Source organism: Plantactinospora sp. WMMC1484 (assembly GCF_049315195.1).
Classification (GTDB): domain Bacteria; phylum Actinomycetota; class Actinomycetes; order Mycobacteriales; family Micromonosporaceae; genus Plantactinospora.
In genome coordinates this window covers 6,776,778-6,801,489 of record NZ_CP186055.1, presented here as the reverse complement: position 1 = coordinate 6,801,489, position 24,712 = coordinate 6,776,778, and the positions used below count along the sequence as shown (strand labels likewise).

General features: G+C 71.1%; 22 protein-coding genes, 1 tRNA gene and 1 pseudogene. 11 read left to right on the top strand and 13 right to left on the bottom strand.

What is annotated here, in order from left to right; translation table 11 throughout:
• Both ACN28C_RS29245 and rny read left to right on the top strand, forming a co-directional pair.
• Positions 1-567, top strand: a complete 567-nt coding sequence (locus ACN28C_RS29245; RefSeq protein ID WP_422770725.1) for a regulatory protein RecX — start codon at positions 1-3, stop codon at positions 565-567.
• A gap of 809 nt (positions 568-1,376) precedes the next feature.
• Positions 1,377-3,152 carry a ribonuclease Y gene (rny, locus tag ACN28C_RS29240; protein WP_422770724.1) on the top strand — a complete coding sequence of 592 codons (1,776 nt, stop codon included), beginning with the start codon at positions 1,377-1,379 and terminating at the stop codon, positions 3,150-3,152.
• Between the two features lie 58 nt (positions 3,153-3,210).
• Here the strand turns inward: rny and ACN28C_RS29235 are convergent, their stop codons facing one another.
• From ACN28C_RS29235 to ACN28C_RS29195, 9 genes are all read right to left on the bottom strand, one after another.
• Positions 3,211-4,272 (bottom strand): amino acid ABC transporter permease, encoded by a 1,062-nt coding sequence (locus ACN28C_RS29235; protein WP_422770723.1) that lies wholly within the window; start codon positions 4,270-4,272, stop codon positions 3,211-3,213.
• Between the two features lie 60 nt (positions 4,273-4,332).
• Positions 4,333-5,043 carry an amino acid ABC transporter permease gene (locus ACN28C_RS29230; RefSeq protein ID WP_422770722.1) on the bottom strand — a complete coding sequence of 237 codons (711 nt, stop codon included), beginning with the start codon at positions 5,041-5,043 and terminating at the stop codon, positions 4,333-4,335.
• Positions 5,044-5,107: 64 nt separating this feature from the next.
• A complete protein-coding gene (locus ACN28C_RS29225; RefSeq protein WP_422770721.1) occupies positions 5,108-5,998 on the bottom strand; it encodes a glutamate ABC transporter substrate-binding protein in 891 nt (296 codons plus the stop codon).
• A 63-nt stretch (positions 5,999-6,061) separates the two neighbouring features.
• Positions 6,062-6,841 carry an amino acid ABC transporter ATP-binding protein gene (locus ACN28C_RS29220; RefSeq protein WP_422770720.1) on the bottom strand — a complete coding sequence of 260 codons (780 nt, stop codon included), beginning with the start codon at positions 6,839-6,841 and terminating at the stop codon, positions 6,062-6,064.
• A gap of 251 nt (positions 6,842-7,092) precedes the next feature.
• A tRNA-Sec gene (locus ACN28C_RS29215) sits at positions 7,093-7,188 on the bottom strand.
• Positions 7,189-7,272: 84 nt separating this feature from the next.
• Complete coding sequence (locus ACN28C_RS29210; protein WP_422770719.1) at positions 7,273-7,680, bottom strand: hypothetical protein; 408 nt, start codon at positions 7,678-7,680, stop codon at positions 7,273-7,275.
• Positions 7,677-7,928 (bottom strand): hypothetical protein, encoded by a 252-nt coding sequence (locus tag ACN28C_RS29205; protein WP_422770718.1) that lies wholly within the window; start codon positions 7,926-7,928, stop codon positions 7,677-7,679. Before ACN28C_RS29205 ends, ACN28C_RS29210 begins: the two co-directional genes overlap by 4 nt.
• Positions 7,925-8,104 (bottom strand): hypothetical protein, encoded by a 180-nt coding sequence (locus ACN28C_RS29200; protein ID WP_422770717.1) that lies wholly within the window; start codon positions 8,102-8,104, stop codon positions 7,925-7,927. The genes ACN28C_RS29205 and ACN28C_RS29200 overlap by 4 nt, the downstream gene beginning before the upstream one ends.
• A gap of 253 nt (positions 8,105-8,357) precedes the next feature.
• A complete protein-coding gene (locus ACN28C_RS29195) occupies positions 8,358-9,602 on the bottom strand; it encodes a helix-turn-helix domain-containing protein (protein WP_422770716.1) in 1,245 nt (414 codons plus the stop codon).
• A 423-nt stretch (positions 9,603-10,025) separates the two neighbouring features.
• On the opposite strand from ACN28C_RS29195, the gene ACN28C_RS29190 reads away from it, so the two are divergent.
• Complete coding sequence (locus ACN28C_RS29190; protein WP_421491593.1) at positions 10,026-10,508, top strand: hypothetical protein; 483 nt, start codon at positions 10,026-10,028, stop codon at positions 10,506-10,508.
• On the opposite strand, the gene ACN28C_RS29185 is transcribed toward ACN28C_RS29190, so the two are convergent.
• Positions 10,505-10,735 (bottom strand): DUF2277 family protein, encoded by a 231-nt coding sequence (locus ACN28C_RS29185; RefSeq protein WP_422770715.1) that lies wholly within the window; start codon positions 10,733-10,735, stop codon positions 10,505-10,507. The two genes, ACN28C_RS29190 and ACN28C_RS29185, sit on opposite strands and share 4 nt — an antisense overlap.
• A 78-nt stretch (positions 10,736-10,813) precedes the next feature.
• Between ACN28C_RS29185 and miaB the strand changes: the two genes are divergently transcribed.
• Positions 10,814-12,301, top strand: a complete 1,488-nt coding sequence (gene miaB, locus ACN28C_RS29180) for a tRNA (N6-isopentenyl adenosine(37)-C2)-methylthiotransferase MiaB (RefSeq protein ID WP_422770714.1) — start codon at positions 10,814-10,816, stop codon at positions 12,299-12,301.
• A gap of 154 nt (positions 12,302-12,455) precedes the next feature.
• Here the strand turns inward: miaB and ACN28C_RS29175 are convergent, their stop codons facing one another.
• Complete coding sequence (locus ACN28C_RS29175) at positions 12,456-13,664, bottom strand: DUF349 domain-containing protein (RefSeq protein ID WP_422770713.1); 1,209 nt, start codon at positions 13,662-13,664, stop codon at positions 12,456-12,458.
• A gap of 248 nt (positions 13,665-13,912) precedes the next feature.
• Here ACN28C_RS29175 and ACN28C_RS29170 point away from each other — a divergent pair.
• The 3 genes and pseudogenes from ACN28C_RS29170 to dapF form a co-directional block, all read left to right on the top strand.
• Positions 13,913-14,662 (top strand): annotated as a pseudogene (locus tag ACN28C_RS29170) (hypothetical protein); the annotation flags it as partial.
• 158 nt (positions 14,663-14,820) lie between these two features.
• Entirely contained in the window at positions 14,821-15,765 is a 945-nt protein-coding gene (gene miaA, locus ACN28C_RS29165) for a tRNA (adenosine(37)-N6)-dimethylallyltransferase MiaA (RefSeq protein ID WP_422770712.1), read from the top strand.
• A gap of 127 nt (positions 15,766-15,892) precedes the next feature.
• Complete coding sequence (dapF, locus tag ACN28C_RS29160) at positions 15,893-16,816, top strand: diaminopimelate epimerase (RefSeq protein ID WP_422770711.1); 924 nt, start codon at positions 15,893-15,895, stop codon at positions 16,814-16,816.
• Positions 16,817-16,963: 147 nt separating this feature from the next.
• Here the strand turns inward: dapF and ACN28C_RS29155 are convergent, their stop codons facing one another.
• On the bottom strand, positions 16,964-18,445 hold the full coding sequence (locus ACN28C_RS29155; protein ID WP_422770710.1) for an NAD-dependent malic enzyme: 1,482 nt from the start codon (positions 18,443-18,445) through the stop codon (positions 16,964-16,966).
• Between the two features lie 491 nt (positions 18,446-18,936).
• Here ACN28C_RS29155 and hflX point away from each other — a divergent pair, with 491 nt between their 5' ends.
• Together hflX and ACN28C_RS29145 are read left to right on the top strand one after the other, a co-directional pair.
• The gene (gene hflX / locus ACN28C_RS29150) at positions 18,937-20,388 is read left to right on the top strand and encodes a GTPase HflX (protein WP_422770709.1); all 1,452 of its coding nucleotides are present in this window, start codon (positions 18,937-18,939) and stop codon (positions 20,386-20,388) included.
• Between the two features lie 81 nt (positions 20,389-20,469).
• On the top strand, positions 20,470-22,239 hold the full coding sequence (locus tag ACN28C_RS29145; protein ID WP_422770708.1) for a hypothetical protein: 1,770 nt from the start codon (positions 20,470-20,472) through the stop codon (positions 22,237-22,239).
• Between the two features lie 133 nt (positions 22,240-22,372).
• On the opposite strand, the gene lexA is transcribed toward ACN28C_RS29145, so the two are convergent.
• Positions 22,373-23,158 carry a transcriptional repressor LexA gene (gene lexA / locus ACN28C_RS29140; RefSeq protein WP_422770707.1) on the bottom strand — a complete coding sequence of 262 codons (786 nt, stop codon included), beginning with the start codon at positions 23,156-23,158 and terminating at the stop codon, positions 22,373-22,375.
• 269 nt (positions 23,159-23,427) lie between these two features.
• On the opposite strand from lexA, the gene ACN28C_RS29135 reads away from it, so the two are divergent.
• Complete coding sequence (locus ACN28C_RS29135; RefSeq protein WP_422770706.1) at positions 23,428-23,754, top strand: LysM peptidoglycan-binding domain-containing protein; 327 nt, start codon at positions 23,428-23,430, stop codon at positions 23,752-23,754.
• 374 nt (positions 23,755-24,128) lie between these two features.
• Positions 24,129-24,638 (top strand): transcriptional regulator NrdR, encoded by a 510-nt coding sequence (gene nrdR, locus ACN28C_RS29130; RefSeq protein ID WP_422770705.1) that lies wholly within the window; start codon positions 24,129-24,131, stop codon positions 24,636-24,638.
• Positions 24,639-24,712: the final 74 nt, after the last annotated feature.

The following is a 24,712-nucleotide window of genomic DNA, read 5'->3' as shown; positions in this document are numbered from 1 at the left end:
GTGGCAGGGACGGCAACTCCCCATGACGAGGCGGAGCGTGCCCGGGAGATCTGCCTGCGCCAGCTCGCCGTGCGGCCCCGTACCCGCGCCGAGCTCGCGACCGCACTGGCCCGGCACGGGATCTCTCCAGAGGTCGTGGAGCAGGTGCTCGACCGCTACGACGAGGTCGGCATCGTCGACGACGCCGCCTTCGCCCGCGCCTGGGTCAGCAGCCGTCACCAGGGCCGAGGGCTGGCCCGCCGGGCGCTCGCCAACGAGTTGCGCCAGCGCGGGGTCGAGGCCGGCATCGCGACCGAGGCGCTCGGCGAGCTGGACGACACGACCGAGGCCGAGACCGCCCGCCTCCTGGTCGACCGGAAGCTTCGCAGCGCCACCGGTTCCCCGGAGGCGGTCTTCCGGCGGCTGGTCGCGATGTTGGCCCGGAAGGGCTACCCGGCCGGGGTGGCGATCCGGGCCGTCAAGGAGGCGCTGGCCGAGCGGGACGCCGAGGCGGCCGAGTTCGCCGACCAGGTCGACGCGGACGCCCTCGCCGAGGCCGGCACGGACCCCGATCGCGACATGTTCTGAGCCGTCAGGAGGCGTGGCCCGCTGAGCCGTCAGGAGAAGCGATCACCTGACCCGCCGAGAGGCGGCGCGGTCGCCGCAGGCGAGCTGGTAGCAGGTCTGCTGCACGAGCGCGGCGTCGGCGTCGAGGCGGGACGTTCGTACCCTGCCGGACACGGTCGCACCCGGCAGCCCGGCGTTGATCACGGCCGCGGTCGAGCTGGGCGCACGCTGACGCGGCGCAGCCGCCTCCAGCGCCGGGGATGTCCAGCGCGACCCGTTCAATCGGCAGACATCGATTGATCTGCCCACTGGGAGCGGTTCCGTCGTAGGCGCCGGATACCCCGAGAAGTGCCGGTCGGAGGAGTCGGATACCGGACTCGCCCCTTATGCCCGCCCGGAAAACAGCTTCGCGTGAGCGTGTCATTGCCCAGAGTCAGACACGCGGTCGGATCATGAGATTCTTGACCGAATGCCCCATCGCGACCTAGCCTCGCCTTAGACGAGTTTTCCCGACCATCGCAGGCTAAGCGCACAACATAGATCGCGTAACAGTACGGCATCACTTCGGCCGGCTCCTCGGCCAGATTCGTGGTTACCGGGCGGGCCGGTCCGGTAACCGCAGAGCACCACCACACGGTCGTCGGCGGTGTCCCCGGGGGACACTGCCCGGTGGCCGTACCCTCGGCCAGCCGCCTCGGTCGGGCGTCGTGACAGCCGTAGGGCACGCCTCACCCATGGGCGTGGCTCTCCGGCGCGGACGGCATAGGGGAGGCGGCCATGACCGAGCGGGCCAGAATCAGCAGGGAGTTGCGCCACACCGAGGAGCCGGCATGAGCGGCCTCGAATGGGCCCTGCTGGCCGCGATGGTCGGGCTCGCCACGCTGGTGCTCGTCGCGATCAGCCTCGGCGCCCGCGCGCTGCGCCGGATCGGAAGCGTGACAGTCACACCGCCTTCGGACGATCCGGCATTCGTCGCCGAGAAGGACCGGCAGGAGCAGTCCCTCGCCGCGCTGCGTACCGCGGCCGACGAGGCGTCGTCGAGCGTCGACACGGCCAAGTCCGCCGCTGCCGCGGCCCGGGCCGACGCCGCCGCCGCGAAGGCGGAGGCGAGCGCCGCCCGCGCCGAGGCGCAGCGGGTGCTGGACGCCGCCCGCGCCGAGGCCGACACGGTGCTGGACCGGGCGCACCGGCAGGCGGAGCAGGACGCCGAACAGGTCCGCGCATCGGCCCGGCGCAGCGGCGAGCGGGAGATCTCCCTGCTCGCTTCCACCACCCGGGAGCAGGCGGCCGAGGTGGAGCGGCGGGCGCAGCGGATGGACGAGCGGGAGCGGCTGCACACCGAGGAGGCCGAGCGGCTCGCCGAACGGGAGCGCCAGTTGACCGCGAAGGCGACCGAGCTGGCGGCCCGGAAGGCGGCGTTGCAGGCTCGGGAGGCGGCGCTGACCGAGGCGGAGGAGAAGCTGAAGCGGGAGCTGGAGCGGGTCGCTGGGCTGACCGCCGACGCCGCCCGCGCCGAGCTGGTGGAGGCGATCGAGGGCCAGGCCAAGCGCGAGGCGGCGATCCTGGTCCGGGACATCGAGGCCGATGCCCGGAACACCGCCGAGCAGCGGGCCCGGCACGTCGTGGTGGACGCCATCCAGCGGGTGGCGAGCGAGCAGACCGCCGAGAGCGTGGTCAGCGTGCTGCACCTGCCCGGTGACGAGATGAAGGGCCGGATCATCGGCCGCGAGGGGCGCAACATCCGGGCGTTCGAGTCGGTCACCGGCGTCAACCTGATCATCGACGACACCCCGGAGGCGGTGCTGCTCTCCTGCTTCGACCCGGTACGCCGGGAGATCGGCCGGCTGACCCTGGAGAAGCTGGTGCTGGACGGGCGGATCCATCCGCACCGGATCGAGGAGGTCTTCGAGACCGCCAGGCACGAGGTGGAGCGGCTCTGCCAGCGGGCCGCCGAGGACGCCCTGGTCGAGGTCGGCATCACCGAGATCCATCCGGAGATGGTCAGTCTGCTGGGTCGGCTGCGCTACCGGACGTCGTACGGGCAGAACGTGCTCAAGCACCTCGTCGAGACCGCGCACATCGCCGGGATCATGGCCGCGGAGCTGCGCCTGGACGTGCCGCTGATCAAGCGTTCCGCCTTCCTGCACGACATCGGCAAGGCGCTCACGCACGAGGTGGAGGGGAGCCACGCCCTGATCGGCGCCGATCTGGCCCGCAAGTACGGCGAGGCCGAGGAGGTCGTGCACGCCATCGAGGCGCACCACAACGAGGTGCAGCCGCAGACGATCGAGGCGGTGCTGACCCAGGCGTCGGACGCCTGCTCCGGCGGCCGGCCGGGCGCGCGCCGGGAAAGCCTGGAGGCGTACGTCAAGCGGCTTGAGCGGATCGAGGAGATCGCCGCAGGCAAGACGGGCGTGGAGAAGGTCTTCGCGATGCAGGCGGGCCGGGAGATCCGGGTGATGGTCAAGCCGGACGATGTCGACGAGATCGGCTCGGCGGTGCTGGCCCGGGACGTGGCAAAGCAGATCGAGGAGGAGCTGACCTATCCGGGTCAGATCCGGGTGACCGTGGTACGCGAGTCCCGGGTCACCGAGATCGCCCGCTGAATCCCCCCGCCCGGACTCGGGACCGGGCGAGGCACCCCGGCACCCCGGCACCCCGGGTTCAGTTGGTTCCGGCGTCCGCCCTGCTGGTGCTGGTGCCGGTGCCGGTGGTGGGCGCCGCGCCCCGCGCGGAGCTGGTCTCCGCCGCCTCGGGATCTCTCGCCGCCCCGGGCAGGCCCTGCGGCAGGATCGACGGCGGGGCGGTCCCGGCCGGTAGGGCGCGGGTCCTGCGGCCCCGGGCCAGCCGCCGCTGTGCGTACTCGGCGAGCTTCGAGAGCAGGTAGTTGATCAGGATGTAGATGGCGCCGACCACCGCGTAGACCTGGATCGGGTTCTCCAGGTTGTCGATGATGAACCGGCTGACCCGGAGCACTTCCTCGTAGCTGATGATGAAGCCGAGCGAGGTGTCCTTGAGCACCACCACGAGCTGGCTGATCAGGGCCGGCAGCATGATCCGGAATGCCTGCGGCAGCAGGATCATCCGGGTGGTCTGGAACGAGGTGAAACCGACCGCCTGGGCCGCCTCCCGCTGGCCGCCGGGCAGGCCCTCCATGCCGGAGCGGAGGATCTCGCCGATGACCACGCCGTTGTAGATGGTCAGGCCGATGACCAGATACCAGAGGACGTCGCCGAGGTCGACGCCGAGATCGGGCAGGGCGCTGGCGACGAAGAAGATGGTGATCACGACCGGCAGGCCGCGGAAGATCTCCACGCAGAACCGGGTGATCGCGTTGAGGACCCAGCCGAGCCCGCGCAGCGACCAGGCGGCCGGCGCGGGGAGCCCGGCGAACTGCCGCTTCTTGAGCGCCTTGAGCTGGATCCGGAGTACGGCGAGCAGGGTGCCGAAGACGAGTGAGCAGACGATCGCCAGGCCGGCCGCGGTGAGGGTGGCGACGAAGCCGTCCCGCAGCCGCGCCCATACCAGCGGAAACACCTCGTTGCCGGGGTCGATCAGCGGACCCCACTTCTCCATCGTGAACTGACCGTTCTCGTCGAGCGGCCGGTAGACGAGGAGGTAGCCGACGGCGGCGATGCCGAGGGCGGCGAGCACGCTCACGATCAGGGTGAGCCGGCGGGCCCGGGGCCCGGGGGCGTCGTAGAGCACCGTTTGCTGTTCACTCATGCCGGCACTCCCTCATGGTCACGCGCATGCCGTCGGTCGTCTCCCGGGATCCCGTCGCGGTCATCGGGCCGCCACCGCCCGGCGCCGTTCGATCCGGTCGAGGAGGATGCCCAGCGGCACGGTCATCACGAGGTAGCCGATCGAGACCCCGACGAAGACCGGGATGATCGGCTCACCGAGTGCGCTGGTCAGGTTCTGTGCCGTGTTGGACAGCTCCCCGACGACCCCGAAGAAGCCGGCGAGCGCGGAATTTTTGATCATCGCGATGATGACCGAGCCGAGCGGCACGATCGCCGACTTCCACGCCTGCGGCAGGACGACGTACCGCAGGTTCTGCCCGAAGGTGAGACCGATGGCCCGGGCGGCCTCGGCCTGCCCGGCCGGCACGGCGTTGATGCCGCTGCGGATCGCCTCGCAGACGAAGGCGGCGGTGTAGAGCGCCAGCGCGAGCACGGCGAAGCGGAAGTACGGCAGGTCGATGCCGAGCCGGGAGAAGATACCGGTGAGTCCGGGGATGCGGAGGAAGTCGGCGTTGGAGCCGAGCGCCGGCAACCCGAACGCGGCGAAGAACATCACGATGGTCAGCGGACTGTTCCGGAACACCGTCACGTACGCCGTACCGATCCAGCGCAGTGGCGGGACGGGTGAGATCCGCATCACCGCCACCAGGGTGCCGATCAGCAGGGCACCGATGGCGGCGAGGACGCAGAGCTGGAAGGTGAGCCAGAATCCTCCGACGAAGACGTCGAAGTGTTCGACGAGCACACTCACGGGCACGCCTCTCTCATGGTCACCTTCCAGCTCCTACCTGTTGCGTCCGTCGACGCCGGTGGCGTCAGTACCGGTTGACGGCCGGGCCCTGCGGGACGTTCTCGTCGAACTTGCCCGCGGTGTCCTTCCACGCCTTCTCGTACCGACCGTCGGCGTAGATCTTCTCCAGGGTGTCGTTGATGAAGTCGCGGAAGGCGGTGTCGCCCTTCTTGACCCCGATCCCGTACGGCTCCTCGGTGAACTTCTCACCGGTGAGCTTGAACTTGCCGTCGCTGTTGGCCACGTAGCCGAGCAGGATGACGTTGTCGGTGGTGACCGCGTCGACCTGCCCGTTGGTCAACGCGTCCACGCACTTCTGGTAGCCGTCGAAGAGGACGAGCTGCTCGCCGGGGCTGGCCGGGTTGGCCAGGTACTGCTTGATGTTGTCGCCCGGGGTCGAACCCTGCACCGAGCAGACCTTCTTGTCGCCGGCCTTGAACGAGTCCGGGCCGGTGATCGAGCTGTCGTCGGAGCGGACCATGATGTGCTGCCCGGCGACGTAGTACGGACCGGCGAAATCGATCCGCTCCTTGCGCTTGTCGTTGATGGTGTAGGTCGCCACCACGATGTCGGCCTTGCCCTGCTCCAGGACCTCTTCCCGGACAGCGGAGGGCGTCTCGATGTATTCGATCTTGTCCTCGGGAATGCCGAGCTCGCCGGCAAGGATCTTGCCGATCTCGACGTCGAAGCCGGCCGGCTTGTTGTCCAGGCCCTTGAGGCCGAAGCCCGGCTGGTCGAACTTGGTGCCGATGACGATCTTCTGTGCCTTGTTCAGCCGCTCCATCGTCGTTCCGGCCTCGAAGGTCTTGCTGCCGGCACCGGTGCCCTCGTCGCCTCCGTCGTCACCGCCACAGGCGGCCACGGTGAGGGCCAGTGCCGCGGCCGCGGCTGCCGCCGCCACTCGCGTCATGCGCATTGCTCTCTCCTTCTTCGACGGAGCGGCCAGACCCGCCGGGGCGGTCCGCTCCACTGTGGTTACCTAGTGGGTGAGGATTTTGGACAGGAAGTCCTTGGCTCGCTCGCTGCGGGGGTTGGCGAAGAACTCTTCCGGTGGGGCATCCTCGACGAGTTGACCGTCGGCCATGAAGATGACCCGGTTGGCGGCGTGCCGGGCGAAACCCATCTCGTGGGTCACCACCACCATCGTCATGCCGTCCCGGGCCAGCGAGGTCATCACGTCCAGCACCTCGCCGACCATTTCCGGGTCGAGGGCGCTGGTGGGCTCGTCGAAGAGCATCGCCTTGGGCTGCATGGCCAGGGCACGGGCGATCGCCGCCCGCTGCTGCTGGCCGCCGGAGAGTTGCGCGGGATACTTCCCGGCCTGGTTCGCGATGCCGACCCGCTCGAGCAGCTTCATCGCCCGTTCCCGGGCAACGGCGGACTTCTCCTTGCGGACCTTGATCGGGCCGAGAGTGACGTTCTCCAGGATCGTCTTGTGCGCGAAGAGGTTGAACGACTGGAAGACCATGCCGACCTCGCTGCGCAGCCGGGCCAGGGCCTTGCCCTCGGCCGGCAGCGGCTGGTCGTCGAAGGTGATCGTGCCGGAGTTGATCGGCTCAAGCCGGTTGATCGCCCGGCAGAGCGTCGACTTGCCGGAGCCCGAGGGACCGATCACCACGACGACCTCGCCGCGAGCGACCGTCAGGTCGACGTCCTGCAGCACGTGCAGGGGGCCGAACCACTTGTTGACCCCGTCAAGCCTGATGAGCGGCTGGTCGGTCGCACCGTTCACTCCGCCCGCCTCGCTCCGCTCGGTCATGCCCCCACCTGTCTCGTCCTGGTCTGCCACACCGGATTCCAGCCGAATCGGTTAGGCAACTCTAGGGGACCTGACGTGCTGGAATGTAATCGAGTTCATCACGGGGCGATAACACCGACGATGGTGATCGTTGCTGAGCGTAATGCTGTGGCGACCATGGGCAGGCGAGTGCTGCTAGTGGCTGCGCAACCGGCTCCGGCGTGCGCGGGAAATCGGGCAGCGAGGCCGTCACGGAACGTCGCGGAAGTTGCTGGCGGAGGCGTACGGGAATCGAACCCGCCCGACCGAGCTACTCGGCCGCACCGGTTTTGAAGACCGTGAGGACCACCAGGCGCCTGCCCGCCTCCCCGGCCAGCGGCAACTTCCGTCCCTGATCGTACGGTGTGCGTCATTCGGACAATTTGCCGGGCACGCCGTGTGGCAGTCGTTGATCATGTCGTGGGCGGCCCGCCCATGCCGGTGATTCGGCGTAGGTCGTCGGGTGTGGGTGTGGTGGTGGGTAGGCGGGGTCGGAGTGGGTCGGGTATCCAGTGCGGGTCGTGGATTTCGAGCCAGGTGGCGGCGAGTTGGATGCGGAGGCAGTCGGGTAGGGCGCAGGGGCGGCAGCCGTGGGGGGTGTGGGGCCAGTGGGCGGTCATGACCTGTCGGGCGACGGTGGTGATGGCGGGGCGGCGGCTGTCGGTGACGAGTCGGTCGGTGATGAGGAGCCAGAGGGCCCATTCGGCGGTGGGGCACCAGGTGCCTCGGCAGTTGGCGCAGTGTCCGGTGTGGGCGTGGGTGGTGATGGTGGTCCAGGCCCAGTCGACGGCGGGGGCAGGTGGGGTCTCGGGTGTGTTCATCGGATTCGTTCCAGGGCGGTGCGGACGTCTGCGGCGGTGACGGCTGCGGGGAGGGTGCCGTCGAGGAGTACGCGTACGGCGTGTTCGCGGCGGTGGATGTTGGTGGCCCAGTTCCAGAGGGGGCAGCCGTCGGGGCCGCAGCGGGCGCACTGGCGGAGGGCGTGGGCGCCGAGAATGAGGCGGGCGAGGGCGCATTCGACGGGGATGGGCCATTCGACGGTGAGCCAGCGGCGGATGTGTCGGATCACAGCAGCCGTCCTGGTCCGGACGGGATGCCGGTTGTGGTGGTGTGGTCGATGCGGCGGCGTACGGCGATGAGCAGCCGGAGGCAGCCGGCTCGGGGTGCGCAGTCGGGGCATCGGCCGCCGCCCTGGTGTTGGCGTTCGGTTCGGCGGTCGGAGAGCCATTGGTCCAAGGTATACATCGGCTGTTTCACCTCCCGGGTCTGTGGCGCCCCGGAGCCCTGTCCCGCGGAACGCCACTCCCAACCTGGTTCCGGCGCTGAAGCGGAACGCCGGGGGACGGGCAGCGGGCCGGTCGACAGCCGGAGATCGGACGCAGTGGTCGGCTGCCATTCTCAGCCCCACGCCAGGGTGCGCTTTCGTCGACCGGGAGGGAACGTACGCGACGTACGGATAGCATGTTGGTGCAGCAAGAATCCGTACGTCACGTACGGATCAGGGTTCGAGGCCCATCAACGACGCGAGGTCGACCAACTCCTCTGACATGGGTCGGCGGCGGCGAGCACGGATGGTGCGCACGATGTCTCGGGCGTACCGCTGGTGCCGAAGCCATGTCGGTGCAGCATGGCGCAGGTCGAGCAGGACGTCCGTCGCGGCCGGGAGCTCGCCGACCTGTGTGAGAGCCGAGGCGATGTCCAACCGGTGCCTGTTGCGGTTGTTGGAGGTGGGCCGACCTCCTGGAGGAATCCGGCGGGCGAGTTCCAGTGCGCGTCCCGGATCGCCCGCCACGATCACGTTTTCGACCCGCTTCATCTCGACGGTTCTGGAGCAGAAGACGCCGATCGAGGCCGGCCCTGGGGAGAGGGCTTCGACCGACGCACGGTCGCCGAGGCGGGTCGCGGCTGCCGCAGCCGCGTCGAGCAGGGTCTCCGCATCGTCACCGCGGTTGTCACGTACTGCCGCAGCGGACGCGCGGAGCAGCAGCCAGCCCCACGTCGTCAGTTCTGCCGGGGCCGCACGGGAAAACCGGGGTTCGATCTGGTCGGCGGTGGTGACCGCAAGTTGCTCCGCTTCCATGAGCCGGCCCTGTCGTAGCAGCAGCCAACACATGGTGGTCACCGTCGACGCGCCGACGAGATCGTTTCCGGACCGGTCGCTCGCCTCCATCGCCAGGGTCAAGGCCCGGTGTGCCAGGTCGAACGCGCGAAGCTGGATGAGCGCCGTCCCGGCGACCTGGTGCGCCTGCGCCAGCAGGTCGTGTGCCTCTGTCCGCGCGTCGCCGTCCAGCACGTTGACCAGAATGGCCGCGTCGGCGAGTAACGACGGAAGCGCTGCGAGGGCCGTTCGATAGTCGTCGTCGTGGTACGCCCGGTCGGCCGCTCGGACGGCGCCCCGTACGCCTCCGAGGGTCGGAGGCTCGCCATCCTGCCTGCCGATTGTGACACCACCCAGGCCACGGGCCGGCGTGAGCACCTTGCGGAGTTCGATCAGCCCGATCTGGTCGCGGTCTCGTTCGCGGCGAGCGGCCGAGAGGGACACGTCGCCGAGCAGCCTCGACGTCGGTACCTCCAGCGCCCGCGCGAGTTGGTTCAGTGTCGACATGCGTGCCACGGTGCGCTCGTTGCGTTCCAGTTTGCCGATCGTCTCGACACTGAGGCCGGCGCGCTCGGCGAGTCGCTCCTGGGTCAGGCTCCGCTGCCGGCGGATGCGAGCGATGTTCTCGCCGAGGGTCGGTTCCACCGGAGCCTCCCGGGTAGGGCTGGGTGGTGGCGGGCACTGGGACCGCCACTTCGGACCGTACACCTCGATGCGTGGAACGGTTCTCGCGATCGTTCCGATCGGCTGATCTCCAGGGCGGGCGGACATGGGCGGTGCCCGAAGTGTCCGGTGCCCGACGCGAGCCGCTCTACCAAACCACGCTCGGTGAGCGGCGTCGGCGCGCTGCGCCGGGAGGGTGGCGGTCGCCGACTACAATAGGTAGTCAAGGGTCGTCGATTTCGGCGGATATGGTCACAGACCGGTAACTTAGCCGCTCCCGACCCGGTCGGCCCGGCACCATCGTGGGTGAGGCCGTTACACCCAGGTACGGAGGTGCTCGGCCCGACGGGGGATGCCGACCGAGACTGGCATCCAGCCACGACCGATGACGGCGAGGAGGCGGCAATGATCGAGCTGTGGAACTGGAGGACGGAGGGGCGGGTCGCCGCCTCGGAGATCCGCCTGGCGCTTGCCGACGCGCTCGACGTACCGGTGCTGCCGCTCGGCGGGGTCGACCCGGCCCGGCTGCCGCACGGCGCGCTCCTGGTCGACGTCTGGCACTGCCCCGGTGAGTTCCCCACCGCCGTCGACTGCTACGGCGTGCCGGCCGACCTGCCGGAGGTGAGCGCCGTCTCGGCCTTCGCCCGCCGGCTCGGCCGGGCCTGCCTGCTGCCGGACGACACCCTCGACGCCGGGCGGCACCTGCTGGTGGCGGTGGACGGCACCATCCGGCCCGTCCACCACGAGGTACGGGACACCGACGACGGCGAGATCCTCTCCGAGCAGCGGCTCTGCACGCAGCTCAGCCCGCGCTGCCGAGGCTGGTCACCCTGCCAGCGGTCGCGCTGGGTCCCCGACTCGGTCATCCCGGCCCTCGCCGCCGCCTAGCGATCCGCCGCCGCCTGCCCGGTGCCCTTGACCACGAGTTGGTCGAGCAGGTTCCGGGTCGCCTCGGCGACGGCGGCTACCGCGGCGTCGAAGGCCGCCGCGTTGTGCGCGGCCGGGGCACGGAAACCGGAGATCTTGCGGACGTACTGCAACGCCGCCGCCTCGATGTCCGCCTCGGTGACGACCTCGGCGTACGGCTGGCGAAGGGTCTTGATGCTCCGGCACATGGCACTTCCTTCCCGTGGCGGGGGTGGACGTCCCGGGGAAACTGGCTTCCCGGGTGCTGCGGATACTCTGTCACTGTCATGACTACCGCAGCCCCCGGCAGCCCGCGTACCTATCAGGTGCGCACCTACGGCTGCCAGATGAACGTGCACGACTCCGAGCGGATCTCCGGACTGCTGGAGCAGGCCGGCTACGTCCCGGCGGCCGATTCCGACGATCCGGACGTGGTGGTCTTCAATACCTGCGCCGTACGCGAGAACGCCGACAACCGCCTGTACGGCAACCTCGGCCACCTCCGCCCGGCCAAGGACAAGCACCCCGGCATGCAGATCGCGGTCGGCGGCTGCCTGGCCCAGAAGGACCGGGGCGAGATCGTCCGCCGGGCGCCCTGGGTCGACGTGGTCTTCGGCACCCACAACATCGGCTCGCTGCCGGTGCTGCTGGAGCGGGCCCGGCACAACGCCGCCGCCGAGGTGGAGATCCTGGAGTCGCTGGAGGTCTTCCCCTCCACCCTGCCGACCCGGCGCGAGTCGACGTACGCCGGCTGGGTGTCGATCTCGGTGGGCTGCAACAACACCTGCACCTTCTGCATCGTGCCGTCGCTGCGCGGCCGGGAGAAGGACCGCCGCCCCGGTGACATCCTGGCCGAGGTGCGCGCCCTGGTCGCCGAGGGTGTGCTGGAGATCACCCTGCTCGGCCAGAACGTGAACTCGTACGGTGTCGAGTTCGGCGACCGGCTCGCCTTCGGCAAGCTGCTCCGGGCAACCGGCGAGGTCGACGGGCTGGAGCGGGTCCGGTTCACCAGCCCGCATCCCAAGGACTTCACCGACGACGTGATCGCGGCGATGGCCGAGACGCCGAACGTCTGCCACTCGCTGCACATGCCGCTGCAGTCCGGTTCCGACGCCGTGCTCCGGGCGATGCGCCGGTCGTACCGGGCCGAGCGCTACCTCGGGATCATCGAGAAGGTCCGGGCGGCGATGCCGGACGCGGCGATCACCACCGACATCATCGTCGGCTTCCCCGGCGAGACCGAGGCAGACTTCGCGCGGACCCTGGAGGTGGTCCGCGAGGCCCGGTTCGCCTCGGCCTTCACCTTCCAGTACTCCAAGCGACCCGGCACCCCGGCCGCGACCATGCCGGACCAACTGCCGAAGCAGGTGGTCCAGGAGCGCTACGACCGGCTGATCGGCTGCGTCGAGGAGATCACCTGGGCGGAGAACCGCAGGCTCGTCGGCACCCCGGTCGAGGTGCTGGTCGCGGTGGGGGAGGGGCGCAAGGACGAGCGCACCGGCCGGCTCTCCGGGCGGGCCCGGGACGGCAGACTGGTGCACTTCGCCGCCGGCTCGTACGAGGGGAAGATCCGTCCCGGCGACATCGTCCGGACCACGGTCAGCTACGCCGCGCCGCACCACCTGAACGCCGACGGCGAACCGCTGGCACACCGCCGCACCCGGGCCGGTGACGCCGCCGAGGCGGGCCGGGCACCGCGTACCGGCGGGGTCTCGCTCGGCCTGCCCACGGTCGGCGTACCACCGCCGCTGCCCAGCTCCGCCTGCGGCGGGTAAGGAAGGGCCCCCGCTTATCGTTTTCTGTTGTAGCGGGGGCCCTTCCTAACCGCCGACCGGGTTACCGGCCGATGCGGCCGGTGCCGGCACCGCCGGTTGTTCCGGGCGGCGACCAGGCTGCCCGGACGGGTCGTATCCGCCCGCCCGGGTCGGCTCAGCTCGCTTGTTCCGCCAGTTCGAGGAAGCGCCGCTTTGCGGTGAGAGCCTGCTCGGCCTCCCGGATCCGCTTGGCGTCACCGGCCGCCTGGGCCCGCGTGAGCCGCTGCTCGGCCTCGGCGACCTGGTCACGCATCTGCGCGAGCAGCGGGTTGGCCGAGGGCTCGGTCCGGCGCCACGCGGAGTCCATCGCCTGGCGGACCTTCTCGTCCACGGCCCGCAGTCGCCGGTCCAGGTTGGCTGCCGCGTCCCGGGGCACCCGGCCCGCCTCGTGCCACTGGCCCTGGATCTCCCGGAGCTTCGTCTGGGCGCCGCGCGGATCCGCATCGACGTCCAGCGACTCCGCCTCGGCGAGCAGTGCCTGCTTGCGCTCCAGGTTGCCCCGCTGCTCGGCGTCCCGGGCCGAGAAGACCTCACTACGCCGGGAGAAGAAGGCGTCCTGGGCACCCCGGAACCGCTCCCAGAGCCGTTCCTCCGCCTCCTTGGAGGCGCGCGGCGCGGCCTTCCACTGTGCCATCAACTCCCGCAGCCGGTTGGCCGTCGGTGCCCAGTCGGTCGAGTCGGCCAGCGACTCGGCCTCGACGACCAACTCCTCCTTGGCCGCCTGGGCCTGCTTACGCTGGGCGTCGAGGGTCGCGAAGTGCGCCCCGCGGCGACGGGTGAAGCCGTCCCGGGCGGCGGCGAACCGCTTCCACAGCTCGCCGTCGGTCTTCTTGTCGACGCCGCGGATGGTCTTCCACTCTTCGAGGATCTCCTTGAGCCGGTCGCCCGCGGTCTTCCACCCGGTGGACTCGGCGGCCAACTTCTCGGCCTCCTCGACCAGCGCCGTCTTCCGGGTGACCGCCTCGGCCCGCGCGGTCTCCCGGGCGGCGCGGGCCTCGCCGGCCTTGCTCTCCGCGAGCGTGGCCAGCCGGTCCAGCCGGGCCGCGAGCGAGTCGAGGTCGCCGACCACGTGCGCCTCGGCGAGCGAGGCGCGCAACCGCCGGATGGTGGCGAGTGATCCCGACGGGTCGGCCGCCCCCGACTGGAGCCGGGCCTCGGTCAGATCGACCTCGGTGACCAGGTCGGCGAAGCGGCGGGCGAAGTGGGCCAGACCTTCCTCCGGCGCACCGGCCTGCCAGGAACCGACCATACGCTCACCCTCGGCCGTCTTGACGTAGACGTTCCCGTCCGCATCCACCCGTCCAAAGGCAGTCCAGTCACTCATGAGCCCATCCTCGTTCTCCCGGCGCTGCCGGGGATGGGGGTCCCCGGCGGTCGCCGCCACGGCGCAGCTAAGTTTCTCCCGGCATTGTCACAGGTCCAACCCGGTCCGCGTCGAGCGCCTATCGTCGACCGTGACCATACGGTGTCCTAGACCGCACCCGGATCGCCAGGCCCACGGGTGTAGAGTCTGGCGCCCGTTACGGTGGTGGCGTGCCACTGGTCGCCGCCGCCGTCTGCCCGCATCCACCGATGATCGTCCCGGAACTGGCCGGCGCCGTGGCCGCCGAGCTGGATGATCTTCGATTCGCCTGCGTCGAGGCGGTCGGCCGGCTATCGGCCGCGACGCCGGACGTCATTCTCGTGCTCGGCACCGGTGACCGGACCCGCCGGCACGATCCCGCCGACTCGGGCAGCCTCCGGCCGTACGGCCTGGACCGGTTGCTGCGGCTGGGACCGGTGCGCGACGGCGGTCCGGCAGGGTTCGACGCCGGTGACGGTGCTGCTGGCGGCCCCGCTGACAGCGGGTACGAGAGCCCGGCGGAGTTGCCGCTCAGCCTGCTGGTCGGCGCCTGGCTGCTGAACCGGGCCGGCGCGGCGGGACCGCGCCGGGGACAGAGCGTCGGCACGGACGTCCCGGTGGAGGAGTGCCGACGGATCGGTGCCGAACTGGTCGAGGATCCGGCGGAGCGGGTCGCGCTGCTGGTGATGGGGGACGGGTCGGCCTGCCGGGGCGAGCGTTCCCCCGGATACGACGATCCGCGCGCCCGGCCGTACGACGATCGGGTCGCCGCGGCGCTGCGGGCCGTCGACGGTCCGGCGCTGCTCGGGCTGGAGCCGGCGCTGTCGGCGCGGCTGCGGGTCGCCGGCCGGGGGCCCTGGCAGGTGGCCGCCGCCGCGGTGCTCCGGAGTGGAGCGCCCTGGCGCGGCGCGCTGACCTACTATGCCGCGCCCTACGGGGTGAGCTACTTCGTGGCCACCTGGACGCCGGAGGATGCGGCCGGCCGGGTGCCGGAGGATGCGGCCGGCCGGGTGCCGGAGGGTGTGGGCGGTCGGGCGGTGGAGGATGCGGCCGGTCGGATGCCGGAGGGTGTGGGCGGTCGGGCGGCGGAGGATACGGGCGGATCGGCGCAGGCGGGCGGGCCCGAAGGGATGCCGGCATGAGCGGACGCGGCCGGGTCGTCGCGATCGTGGGCCCCACCGCGACCGGCAAGTCCGGGCTCAGCATCGAGCTGGCCCGGGCCGTCGGCGGCGAGGTGGTCAACGCGGACTCGATGCAGCTCTATCACGGGCTGGACATCGGTACCGCCAAGCTCAGCCCGGCCGAGCGAGGTGGCGTGCCGCATCACCTGCTCGACATCTGGGCCGTGACCGAACCGGCGAGCGTGGCGGCGTACCAGGCGCTGGCCCGGGCGGCGGTCGACGACATCCTGGCCCGGGGACGGGTACCCCTCCTGGTCGGTGGCTCCGGGCTCTACGTGCGGGCGGTGCTGGACGAGTTCGAGTTCCCTGGGACGGATCCCGTGGTGCGGGCTCGACTGGAGGAGGAGCTTGCCGCCTCGGGGCCGGCGCTGTTGCACGCCCGGCTGCGGGCCACCGATCCGGTCGCCGCCGAGAGCATCCTGCCCAGCAACGGGCGGCGGATCGTGCGGGCGCTGGAGGTGATCGAACTGACCGGGGCGCCGTTCACCGCCTCGCTGCCCCGCCCGAGCCCGCACTACGACGCGGTGCAGATCGGTGTCGACCGGGAGACCGCCGACCTGGACGAGCGGATCGCCGCACGGGTGGAGCGGATGTGGGCAGCCGGCCTGGTCACCGAGACCCGGACATTGGTGGAGCGGGGTCTGCGGGACGGCCGCACCGCCAGCCGGGCGCTCGGCTACCAGCAGGTGCTCCGGTTCCTCGACGGTCGGACCTCCGAGGCGCAGGCGCTGGCTGACACGGTCCAGGCGACCCGGCGGTTCGTCCGGCGGCAGCGCGCGTGGTTCCGCCGCGATCCCCGGATCCACTGGTTGGATGCGGCCAGCAGCGACCTGGTCGAAGCGGCACTCACCCTGGTCGCCGCCGGCGATCCGCTGACCGGCGGTCCCGGACTGTCCAGGTGACGGCCGACCCCCGGGAGAGCGAGGCTGGGGAGTCGCCTGGTGCAGGAGGGGCGGCCGGGATGACGCCTGGCGCTGGCCCGGCGAGGGTGCCCGGCGGTGTCCGGAACCGTTCGGCAATGATGGAGGGGTGCGGTTCACCAAGGGCCACGGCACCGGCAACGACTTCGTGCTCCTGCCCGATCCAGACGGCCAGCTCGGCCTGACCTCGTCGATCGTGGCGGCGCTCTGCGACCGTCGGCGCGGGATCGGCGCGGACGGCGTGCTGCGGGTGGTGCGGGCCGCCAAGCATCCCGACGCGGTCGGGTACGCCGGCGCCGCCGAGTGGTTCATGGACTACTGGAATGCCGACGGCACCCTTGCCGAGATGTGCGGCAACGGGGTGCGGGTCTTCGCCCGCTACCTGATCTCCAGCGGGCTGGCCGAGCCGGTCGACGGCCTCCTGCCGATCGCCACCCGGGCCGGAGTGGTGCGGGCCGAGGTCGGTGGCGAGAAGATCTCGGTGGACCTGGGGCGACCGCGCATCATCGGGTCGGCCCTGGCCACACTCGGCGGGCTCACCCTGGCCGGCACCGCCGTCGACTGCGGCAACCCGCATCTGGTCTGCGTGCTGCCGGAAAGCGTCGACCTGGCCGGGCTGGACCTCACCCGCTCACCCGGCTTCGATCCGGCGGCCTTTCCGACCGGCGTGAACGTCGAGTTCGTCGCCGCCGGCGACGACCTTGCCGACCGTGTCGGGGGCGACTGGACGAGGCACAGCAGCGCCACGAGTTGGCACTCGCCGCACGGTGCACCGCCGGTCGGCGGCGCCGACCGGCACGTGCGGATGCGGGTCTACGAGCGCGGTTCGGCGGAGACGCTCTCGTGCGGCTCCGGCGCCTGCGCGGTGGCGGCGGTGGCGTTGCGCGACGCCGGGCGGACCGGCGGGGTCGTCGCCGTGGACGTGCCGGGCGGCCGGTTGACGGTCACCCTGGAGGACGGGAGTTGCTGGCTTGCCGGCCCGGCGGTCCTGGTCGCGCAGGGTGAGATCGACCTGGCCACACTCGGCGCCTGATCAGCCAGCCGTCGGTACGGCCGACACGAGCCTTGTCCCGCGGGTGTCTCGTTTTCTGCGGGAGTCTCGTCCTCTGCGAAAGGCTTCTCCCGGCGGACGCTTGTGCCGCCGGAGGCTTGCCCCGCCGCCAGCGGCGTACCCGGCGGATCAGCCTGACAGCGGGCTCGCCGGGGCGGCTGCCCCAGCGGCGATCTCGGGCAGGTCGGCCGGGCCGGAGTCGGCGGCCGGTGGCGGGCTCGGGTGCTGTGCGGCGGCCCGGACGGCGGCGGCCACCGCCGGAGCCACCCGGGAGTCGAAGACGCTCGGCACGATGACCGTTGGGTTGATCTTCTCTGTTCCCACCACGTCGGCGATGGCGCGGGCGGCCGCGATCGCCATCTCCTCGGTGAACTCCTCGGCGTGCGCATCCAGCATGCCGCGGAAGACGCCGGGGAAGGCAAGGACGTTGTTGATCTGGTTGGGCTGGTCGGAGCGGCCGGTGGCGACCACCGCCGCGTGCCTGCGGGCCTCTCGGGGATCCACCTCGGGGTCCGGGTTGGCCAACGCGAAGACGATCGCACCGGGCGCCATGGTGGCGATGTCGTCGCCGCTGAGCAGGTTGGGCGCGCTCACCCCGATGAAGACGTCCGCGTCGCGCAGGGCCGACTGAAGGTCACCGGAGAAGCCGTGCCGGTTGGTGTTGTCGGCGAGCCACTGCCAGGCCGGATTGAGACCCTCCAGGCCGCGGTGCAGAGGGCCCTGCCGGTCGTACGCGACGATGTCGCCGACGCCCTGCCGGAGCAGGAGCTTCATGATCGCCGTACCGGCGGCGCCCGCGCCGGAGACGACGACCTTGACGTCCGCGAGCTTCTTGCCCACCACCCGCAGCGCGTTGGTCAGCGCCGCCAGGACCACGATCGCGGTGCCGTGCTGGTCGTCGTGGAACACCGGGATGTCGAGCAGTTCACGCAGTCGGTTCTCGATCTCGAAACAACGCGGCGCGGCGATGTCCTCCAGGTTGATTCCGCCATACTGCGGCGCGATCGCCCGGACGATCGAGACGATCTCGTCCGGATCCTGGGTGTCCAGCACCACCGGCCAGGCGTCCACCCCGCCGAACCGCTTGAAGAGCGCGGCCTTGCCCTCCATCACCGGCAGCGCCGCCGCCGGACCGATGTTGCCCAGGCCCAGCACGGCCGAGCCGTCCGTAACCACCGCTACCGTGTTCCGCTTGATGGTCAACCGGCGGGCGTCCGCCGGATTCTCCGCGATGGCCAGGCAGACCCGGGCGACCCCCGGGGTGTACGCGCGGGAGAGCTCGTCGCGGTTGCGTAGCGCCACCTTCGGTGACACCTCGATCTTTCCGCCCAGGTGGAGCAGGAAGGTCCGGTCGGAGACCTTCCGGACGTCAACCCCGTCCAGCGCGCTGAGCGCCTTCACCACCTGGTCGGCGTGGGTCGCGTCGGCGGTGTCGCAGGTCAGGTCGACGACCACCGTGGTCGGGTCGGAGTCGACCACGTCGAGCGCGGTGACGATGGCACCGGCCTCGCCGACGCAGGTGGTCAGCCGGCCGATGGCCGAGGCGTCCGCCGTTACGCTGATCCGGATGGTGATCGAGAATCCGGCACTCGGCAGTCGGGTGATCGCCACGTGGTCCTCCGTCGTCTTCCCGCGGCCTCGCTGCCGCCGTCAGCATTCTCGCCTGCCGGTCCCACCCCGCCGTCGGCCGGGCCGGCCTCCGCCGCCATCCGGCGACCCGGACCACCCTAGGCCGAGCCGATGTCGTCGTCTCCGCCAGGCTGCCCGGTCCGTCGACGTCCGGAGCAGACGGTGCCGGAGCGGAATTTCGGGCCGGCGCCAGTGGTTGATCTCGCTGGGGAGCGGTGCGGGTTGTGCACCGTCGGGTGGCCGGAGCCGACTTATAGCAGGTGCGTCCGACCGGCCCGCGTGTCACGATTGATTGCCACCAGCACGCACAGCGTAATCAATGCGACGACGACGCGCAGAGCGTGCAGAGGGTGCAACAGACGACAGACACCTTCCGGCGGCCGGCGGGTAACGACCAGACCCCCCGTCGACGGACAGCGAGATCGCGTCGGGTGACGGGATCTCGTCGGTGGGTAGAGATCAGGAGGAACGGCTTGCGAGACCAGGAAAGCTTCGTTCGGCTGGCGGACGCAGACCTCGACGCCATCGTCATCGACGACGACGTCACCACCGGCGAGCTGGAGCTGGAGGATCGCCAGGCACTTCGCCGGGTCGCGGGCCTCTCCACCGAGCTCGCGGACGTCACCGAGGTCGAATACCGGCAGCTCCGGCTGGAGCGGGTGGTCCTGGTCGGCGTCTGGGCGGACGGCACGGTGACCGACGCGGAGAACTCCCTCGCCGAGCTCGCCGCGCTCGCCGAGACCGCCGGTTCACAGGTGCTCGAGGGCCTGATCCAGCGCCGTAGCCGGCCGGATCCCGCCACCTACATCGGTCGGGGCAAGGTCGACGACCTCGGCTCGGTGGTCCTCGCCTCCGGCGCCGACACGGTGATCTGCGACGGTGAACTGTCGCCGTCGCAGCTTCGTAATCTGGAGCAGCGGATCAAGGTCAAGGTGGTCGACCGGACCGCCCTGATCCTGGACATCTTCGCCCAGCACGCCAAGAGCCGGGAGGGCAAGGCACAGGTCGAGCTCGCCCAGCTCGAATACCTGCTGCCCCGGCTTCGCGGTTGGGGTGAGAGCCTGTCCCGGCAGGCCGGCGGCAGCGGCCGGGGCGGCGGTGCCGGCGGCGGGGTGGGGCTCCGTGGCCCCGGTGAGACCAAGCTGGAGACCGACCGGCGCCGGATCCGGATCCGGATCTCCCGGCTCCGCCGGGACATCAAGGGCATGCGGACCGCCCGGATCACCAAGCGCGCCCGCCGGGCCCGCAACGGCGTACCGGCGGTGGCCATTGCCGGCTACACCAACGCGGGCAAGTCGAGTCTGCTCAACCGGCTCACCAATGCCGGGGTGCTGGTCGAGGATGCGCTCTTCGCCACGCTGGATCCGACGACGCGCCGGGCGTACGCCGCCGACGGCCGGGTCTACACCCTGGCCGACACGGTCGGATTCGTCCGCCACCTGCCGCACCAGATCGTCGAGGCGTTCCGCTCCACCCTCGAGGAGGTGGCCGACGCCGACCTGGTCGTGCACGTGGTCGACGGCGCGCACGCCGACCCCGAGGAGCAGGTCCGGGCGGTACGCGAGGTGCTGGCCGAGGTCGGCGCCGACAAGCTCCCCGAGTTGCTGGTGGTCAACAAGACCGACGCGGCGGACGAGGAGACGCTGCTCCGGCTGAAGCGCGAATGGCCGGAGGCGGTCTTCGTCTCGGCGCGTACCGGCGCGGGCGTCGAGGACGTCCGTGCCGCGATCGAGGCCCGGCTGCCCCGTCCGGCGGTCGAGGTGCGCGCGGTGCTGCCCTACGACCGGGGCGACCTGGTTGCCCGGGTGCACCGCCGGGGCGAGGTGCTCGGCACGGCGCATCTGGCGGAGGGGACGAAGCTGCACGTACGGGTGGACGAGGCGCTCGCCGCCGAGTTGGCGCCGTACCGGGAGCTGGCGGGATGATCAGCAGTCCCGTCAGGCGGTGACGGAGGGTTGATCACGCCGCCTCCCCGGTTGGCGGCACCAGCATGCGACACTGTGCGGATGCGGCGAGTCCTTTCCACGGTGCTGGTTGCCTTCGGCGCTCTCGGGCTGACCCTGGGCCTGGTCGGGGCCACCCTCGGTTTCGGCGCTACCGCGGCCTCCGCCGCCGCCGGCAAGAAGGTCTGCACCATCACGGACGAGCGGATGACCGAACTCTCCGGCCTGATCGCTACCTCGAGTGGTTACGTGGCGATCAACGACGGGAGCGACGACCCCGCCCGGGAGCGGGTCTTCCTGCTGGACACCAAGTGCAAGCTGAAGAAGGTCGTCCAGTACGCCAGCAACCCGCGCGACCCGGAGGACCTCGCCCTCTCCGCGGACGGCAAGACGGTCTGGATCGCCGACACCGGTGACAACGACTCCGAACGGCGGACGAGCGTGGTCCTCTGGAGCATGCCGCTCAGCGGGGCCGCCAAGCCGGTGCTGCACCGGCTGACGTTTCCCGGCAACAAGCGGCACGACGCCGAGGCATTGCTCATCGGCCCCGACGACGTGCCACTGATCATCACCAAGTCGACCGGGAAGGCGGAGATCTACCGTCCGACGGCGGAGTTGGCGAAGAACAACGACGAGGGCGTGCCGCTGGAGAAGGCCGGCGAGATCACCCTGCCCAAGTCCTCCACCGCCAACCCGTTCGGCGGGGCGGGCCGGGTGACCATCACAGGTGCGGCCCGGTCGCCGGATGGCAAGCGCATCGCCCTGCGCACCTACGCCGACGCCTTCGAGTGGGATGTCCAGGGCGACGACGTGGTGAAGACCCTGACGACCGGTCGGCCCCGGATGACGGCCCTGGCCGACCCCTTCGGAGAGGCGATCGCCTACACCCCGGACGGCAAGAGCTTCCTCACCGTTTCCGACATCGCCTCGCTCGGCGAGGAGCAGGACGTGACGGTGCTGAGCTACACCCCGGCCAAGGAGGTCGCGGCGGCCGCGGACGGCGCGGCGGCGGGCGACAAGAAATCCGAGCAGTCCTGGACCGATTCGCTGACTCTGAACGACATCACCTATCTCATCGCGGCCGTGGGGGTGCTCGGTGCCCTGCTGGTCGGGCTCGGCATCTTCGGCATCGTGCGGGCCCGCCGTCGACCCCGCGAGGACGGGCTGGGCGTCACCGGACCGGATGGGACCGACAACGATCCGCGGGCGGGCCGGGGGGAGGCGCGGCCCGGGGAAGGGCGGAACCCTTCCGGTGGCCGGCGACCCGGCTATGACGACGAGGAGAGCTGGGGGCCGCCACGATCCGGCGGCTACGGCCACGGCTACCGCTCCGACCGGCCCGCCGACGACTATGAGCCGGCCGGCCGCGGTGGACCCGCCGGCGGTGTCTATGGGGCGAAACCGGGCAGCGGCGCGGTCTACGGTGCGAAACCGGCCGCTGGCGGCGTCTACGGGGGTGGCCGGCCTCAGGGTGGCGGCGGTAGTGGCCGTCCGCCCGCAGGTGGTGGCCGCCCGCCGGGCGGCGGTGGCCGCTCCTCCGCGGGCGGCGTGTACGGCGGCGCCCCGGCCGGTGGTGGTGCTCCGGCCGGCCGGCCCCGCGCCGGTGGCGGGGTCTACGGCGGCCAGCCGGCCGACAACACGTATGGCAGCGGTAACGGCAACGGTCGGGACGGTGGGCGTCCCGGGCCGGACGAGCAGTGGCCCGAGCAGCGCGGCGGATCGCCACGGTCGGGCCACGGTGCGGGCCCGCGCGGTGGCGGTCCTCGCGGTGGGCAGTACGGTCAGCCCCGGCAACGCTCCGGCGGGCACCCTGACGACTACGACTACCGCTGACCACCGCTGATCACTGATTACCGGCCGCCGCCGGGCGCCGAGGATCACCGCCCGGCGCCGAGTGATTCGGAGCAGGGCCTCGAGACCGGAGGACCGGCCGGCCCTTCCACCGGTGGCCCCGGCGGCCGGTGGGTCAGATCCGGCGAAGCACCGCGACCACCCGCCCCATGATCGTCGCGTTGTCGCCGGGAATCGGGTCGAAGGCGGAGTTGGCCGGCATCAGCCAGACGTGCCCGTCCCGGCGGCGGTAGGTCTTGACCGTTGCCTCGCCGTCGAGCATCGCCGCGACGATCTCCCCGGCGTTCGCGGTGGGCTGCTGGCGGACCACCACCCAGTCGCCGTCGCAGATCGCTGCGTCGAGCATCGAGTCGCCCTTGACCTGGAGCATGAAGACCTCGCCCTCACCGACCAGTTCGCGGGGGAGCGGGAAGATGTCCTCGACGGCCTGTTCGGCGAGGATCGGGCCACCGGCGGCGATCCGGCCGAGCATCGGCACGTAGGCCGGGGTGGGGCGCTGGGCCCTGGCGGTCTCGTCGTCGACCAGCTCGTTCGGCGGCCGCACGTCGACGGCGCGCGGCCGGTTCGGGTCGCGCCGGAGGAAGCCCTTGCGCTCGAGTTCCTTGAGTTGGTAGGCCACGCTGGACGGGGAGACCAGCCCGACGGCCTCGCCGATCTCCCGCACGCTGGGCGGGTAACCGAACCGTTCCACCCAGTCCCGGATGAATTCCAGGATCCGCCGCTGCCGTGCGGTGAGCTCGGTGGAGACCAGTTCCGGGAGGGCACTCACCACCGGAGTGACCGCGCGCAGCGCGGGCGCATCCTCCCGGGTGCGTGGCGTGGCCGAGCGCCGGCTTGCCCGGCTGCCCGCTGCGCCGATCTTCTGGGCCTTCTGCCGGCTCGTCCGGTCGTCGGTCGACACGTCGTCCTCCCTGGTGGCGGGTGCGGTGCCCTGGCGGCTGGTAGTGGGTGATGGCTCGTGGTGCGTAAGGTCTCGGCGCCGGCTTCGCGGTCGTCGCCGCGTGCCGGTGTCGATGTTCAAAACCGTATAGGTGAGATCACGTAGTTTCAAACATCTGTACGACATCGGCGCGGCGTGTCGCCTCGAGCGGGGCTCGACATCGAACGCCTGTTCTGATAAACCATCGTACGTCCGTTCGTTCGAACTCCTGTTCGATCTTGGAGGCCGCAATGGGTGCGACGGGGTTTCCGGGGGCGTCACCGGGCGGTGGTCGGCTGCGGCTGACCCGGCGGGGCAGGCTCGTGGTGACGGTGTTTCTGCTGCTGCTCGTGGCGGGCCTGGCGGCGATCCTCTCCCCGGCGTCCCGGGCCGCCGATCCGCCACGGCCCGTGGAGACGGCGGTGGTTCGTCCCGGCGACACCCTCTGGTCGGTTGCCGAGCGGCACCGGCCGAGTCGGCGGCCGTTCGCCGTGATCGACGAGATCCGTCGCCTCAACGGGCTGGAAGATCACACCGTGCACGCCGGGCAACGGCTGGTCCTGCCGGCGAGGCGGTAGCGGCTACTGCCGGGGGATGGCGATCCACCCGTGCGGCGCCAGCGGTCATCCGACGCTGGTCCGCAAACCGCGTCCGGTGAGGCGGTAACCGCCGTGCCGGCCGCGCGGTTGGAAGATTGCGGGCCACGCCACGCCCGCCCAACTTGACCACGACTCCTCTGCGGCTTACCGTCGACCCCTAGATATAGTAGTGACAAGGGTGTAAGTCGCCTAGAAGTTGGGGTTTCACTACCCACAGCTCTCAGGTTCGCCACGCACTGCGGGAGTCGTCCCGGATGGCCACCCGCAGCTTCGGGCTGCCTGCGCGCGGCTGCGCCCGCGCTGTCCGGTGGGCCCGGAGGCGTGTGCCACGGCGGGTGCGAAGGAGGTCGGAAATGCGGTGTCCGTACTGCCGGCACGCCGACTCGCGGGTGGTCGACTCCCGCGAGGCCGACGACGGCCAGCTGATCCGGCGCCGTCGTTCCTGCCCCGAGTGCGGCAAGCGGTTCACCACCGTCGAGGAGGCCGTCCTCGCGGTCGTCAAGCGCAGCGGGGTCACCGAGCCGTTCAGCCGGACCAAGATCATCGGTGGGGTGCGTAAGGCCTGCCAGGGGCGTCCCGTGGACGACGACGCGATCGCCCTGCTGGCCCAGCGGGTGGAGGAGACGGTCCGGGCCAGGGGCGCGGCCGAGATTCCCAGTCACGACGTCGGGCTCGCCATCCTGGGTCCGCTGCGTGAGCTGGATGAGGTGGCCTACCTGCGCTTCGCCAGCGTCTACCGGTCGTTCGAGTCGCTGGACGACTTCGAGCGGGAGATCGAGTCGTTGCGGTCGGCGACGACTGCCCGGAGCCGGCCGGCGGAGGACGTCGGGGGTGTCCAGCCGGCCGGTGAGCGGGCCGGCTAGTTCTTTCAGGAGATCAGCTCTTTCAGGAGATCAGCGAGGCCGTGCGGCGGGAGCGCCGTGCGTGCGTAAGGGGG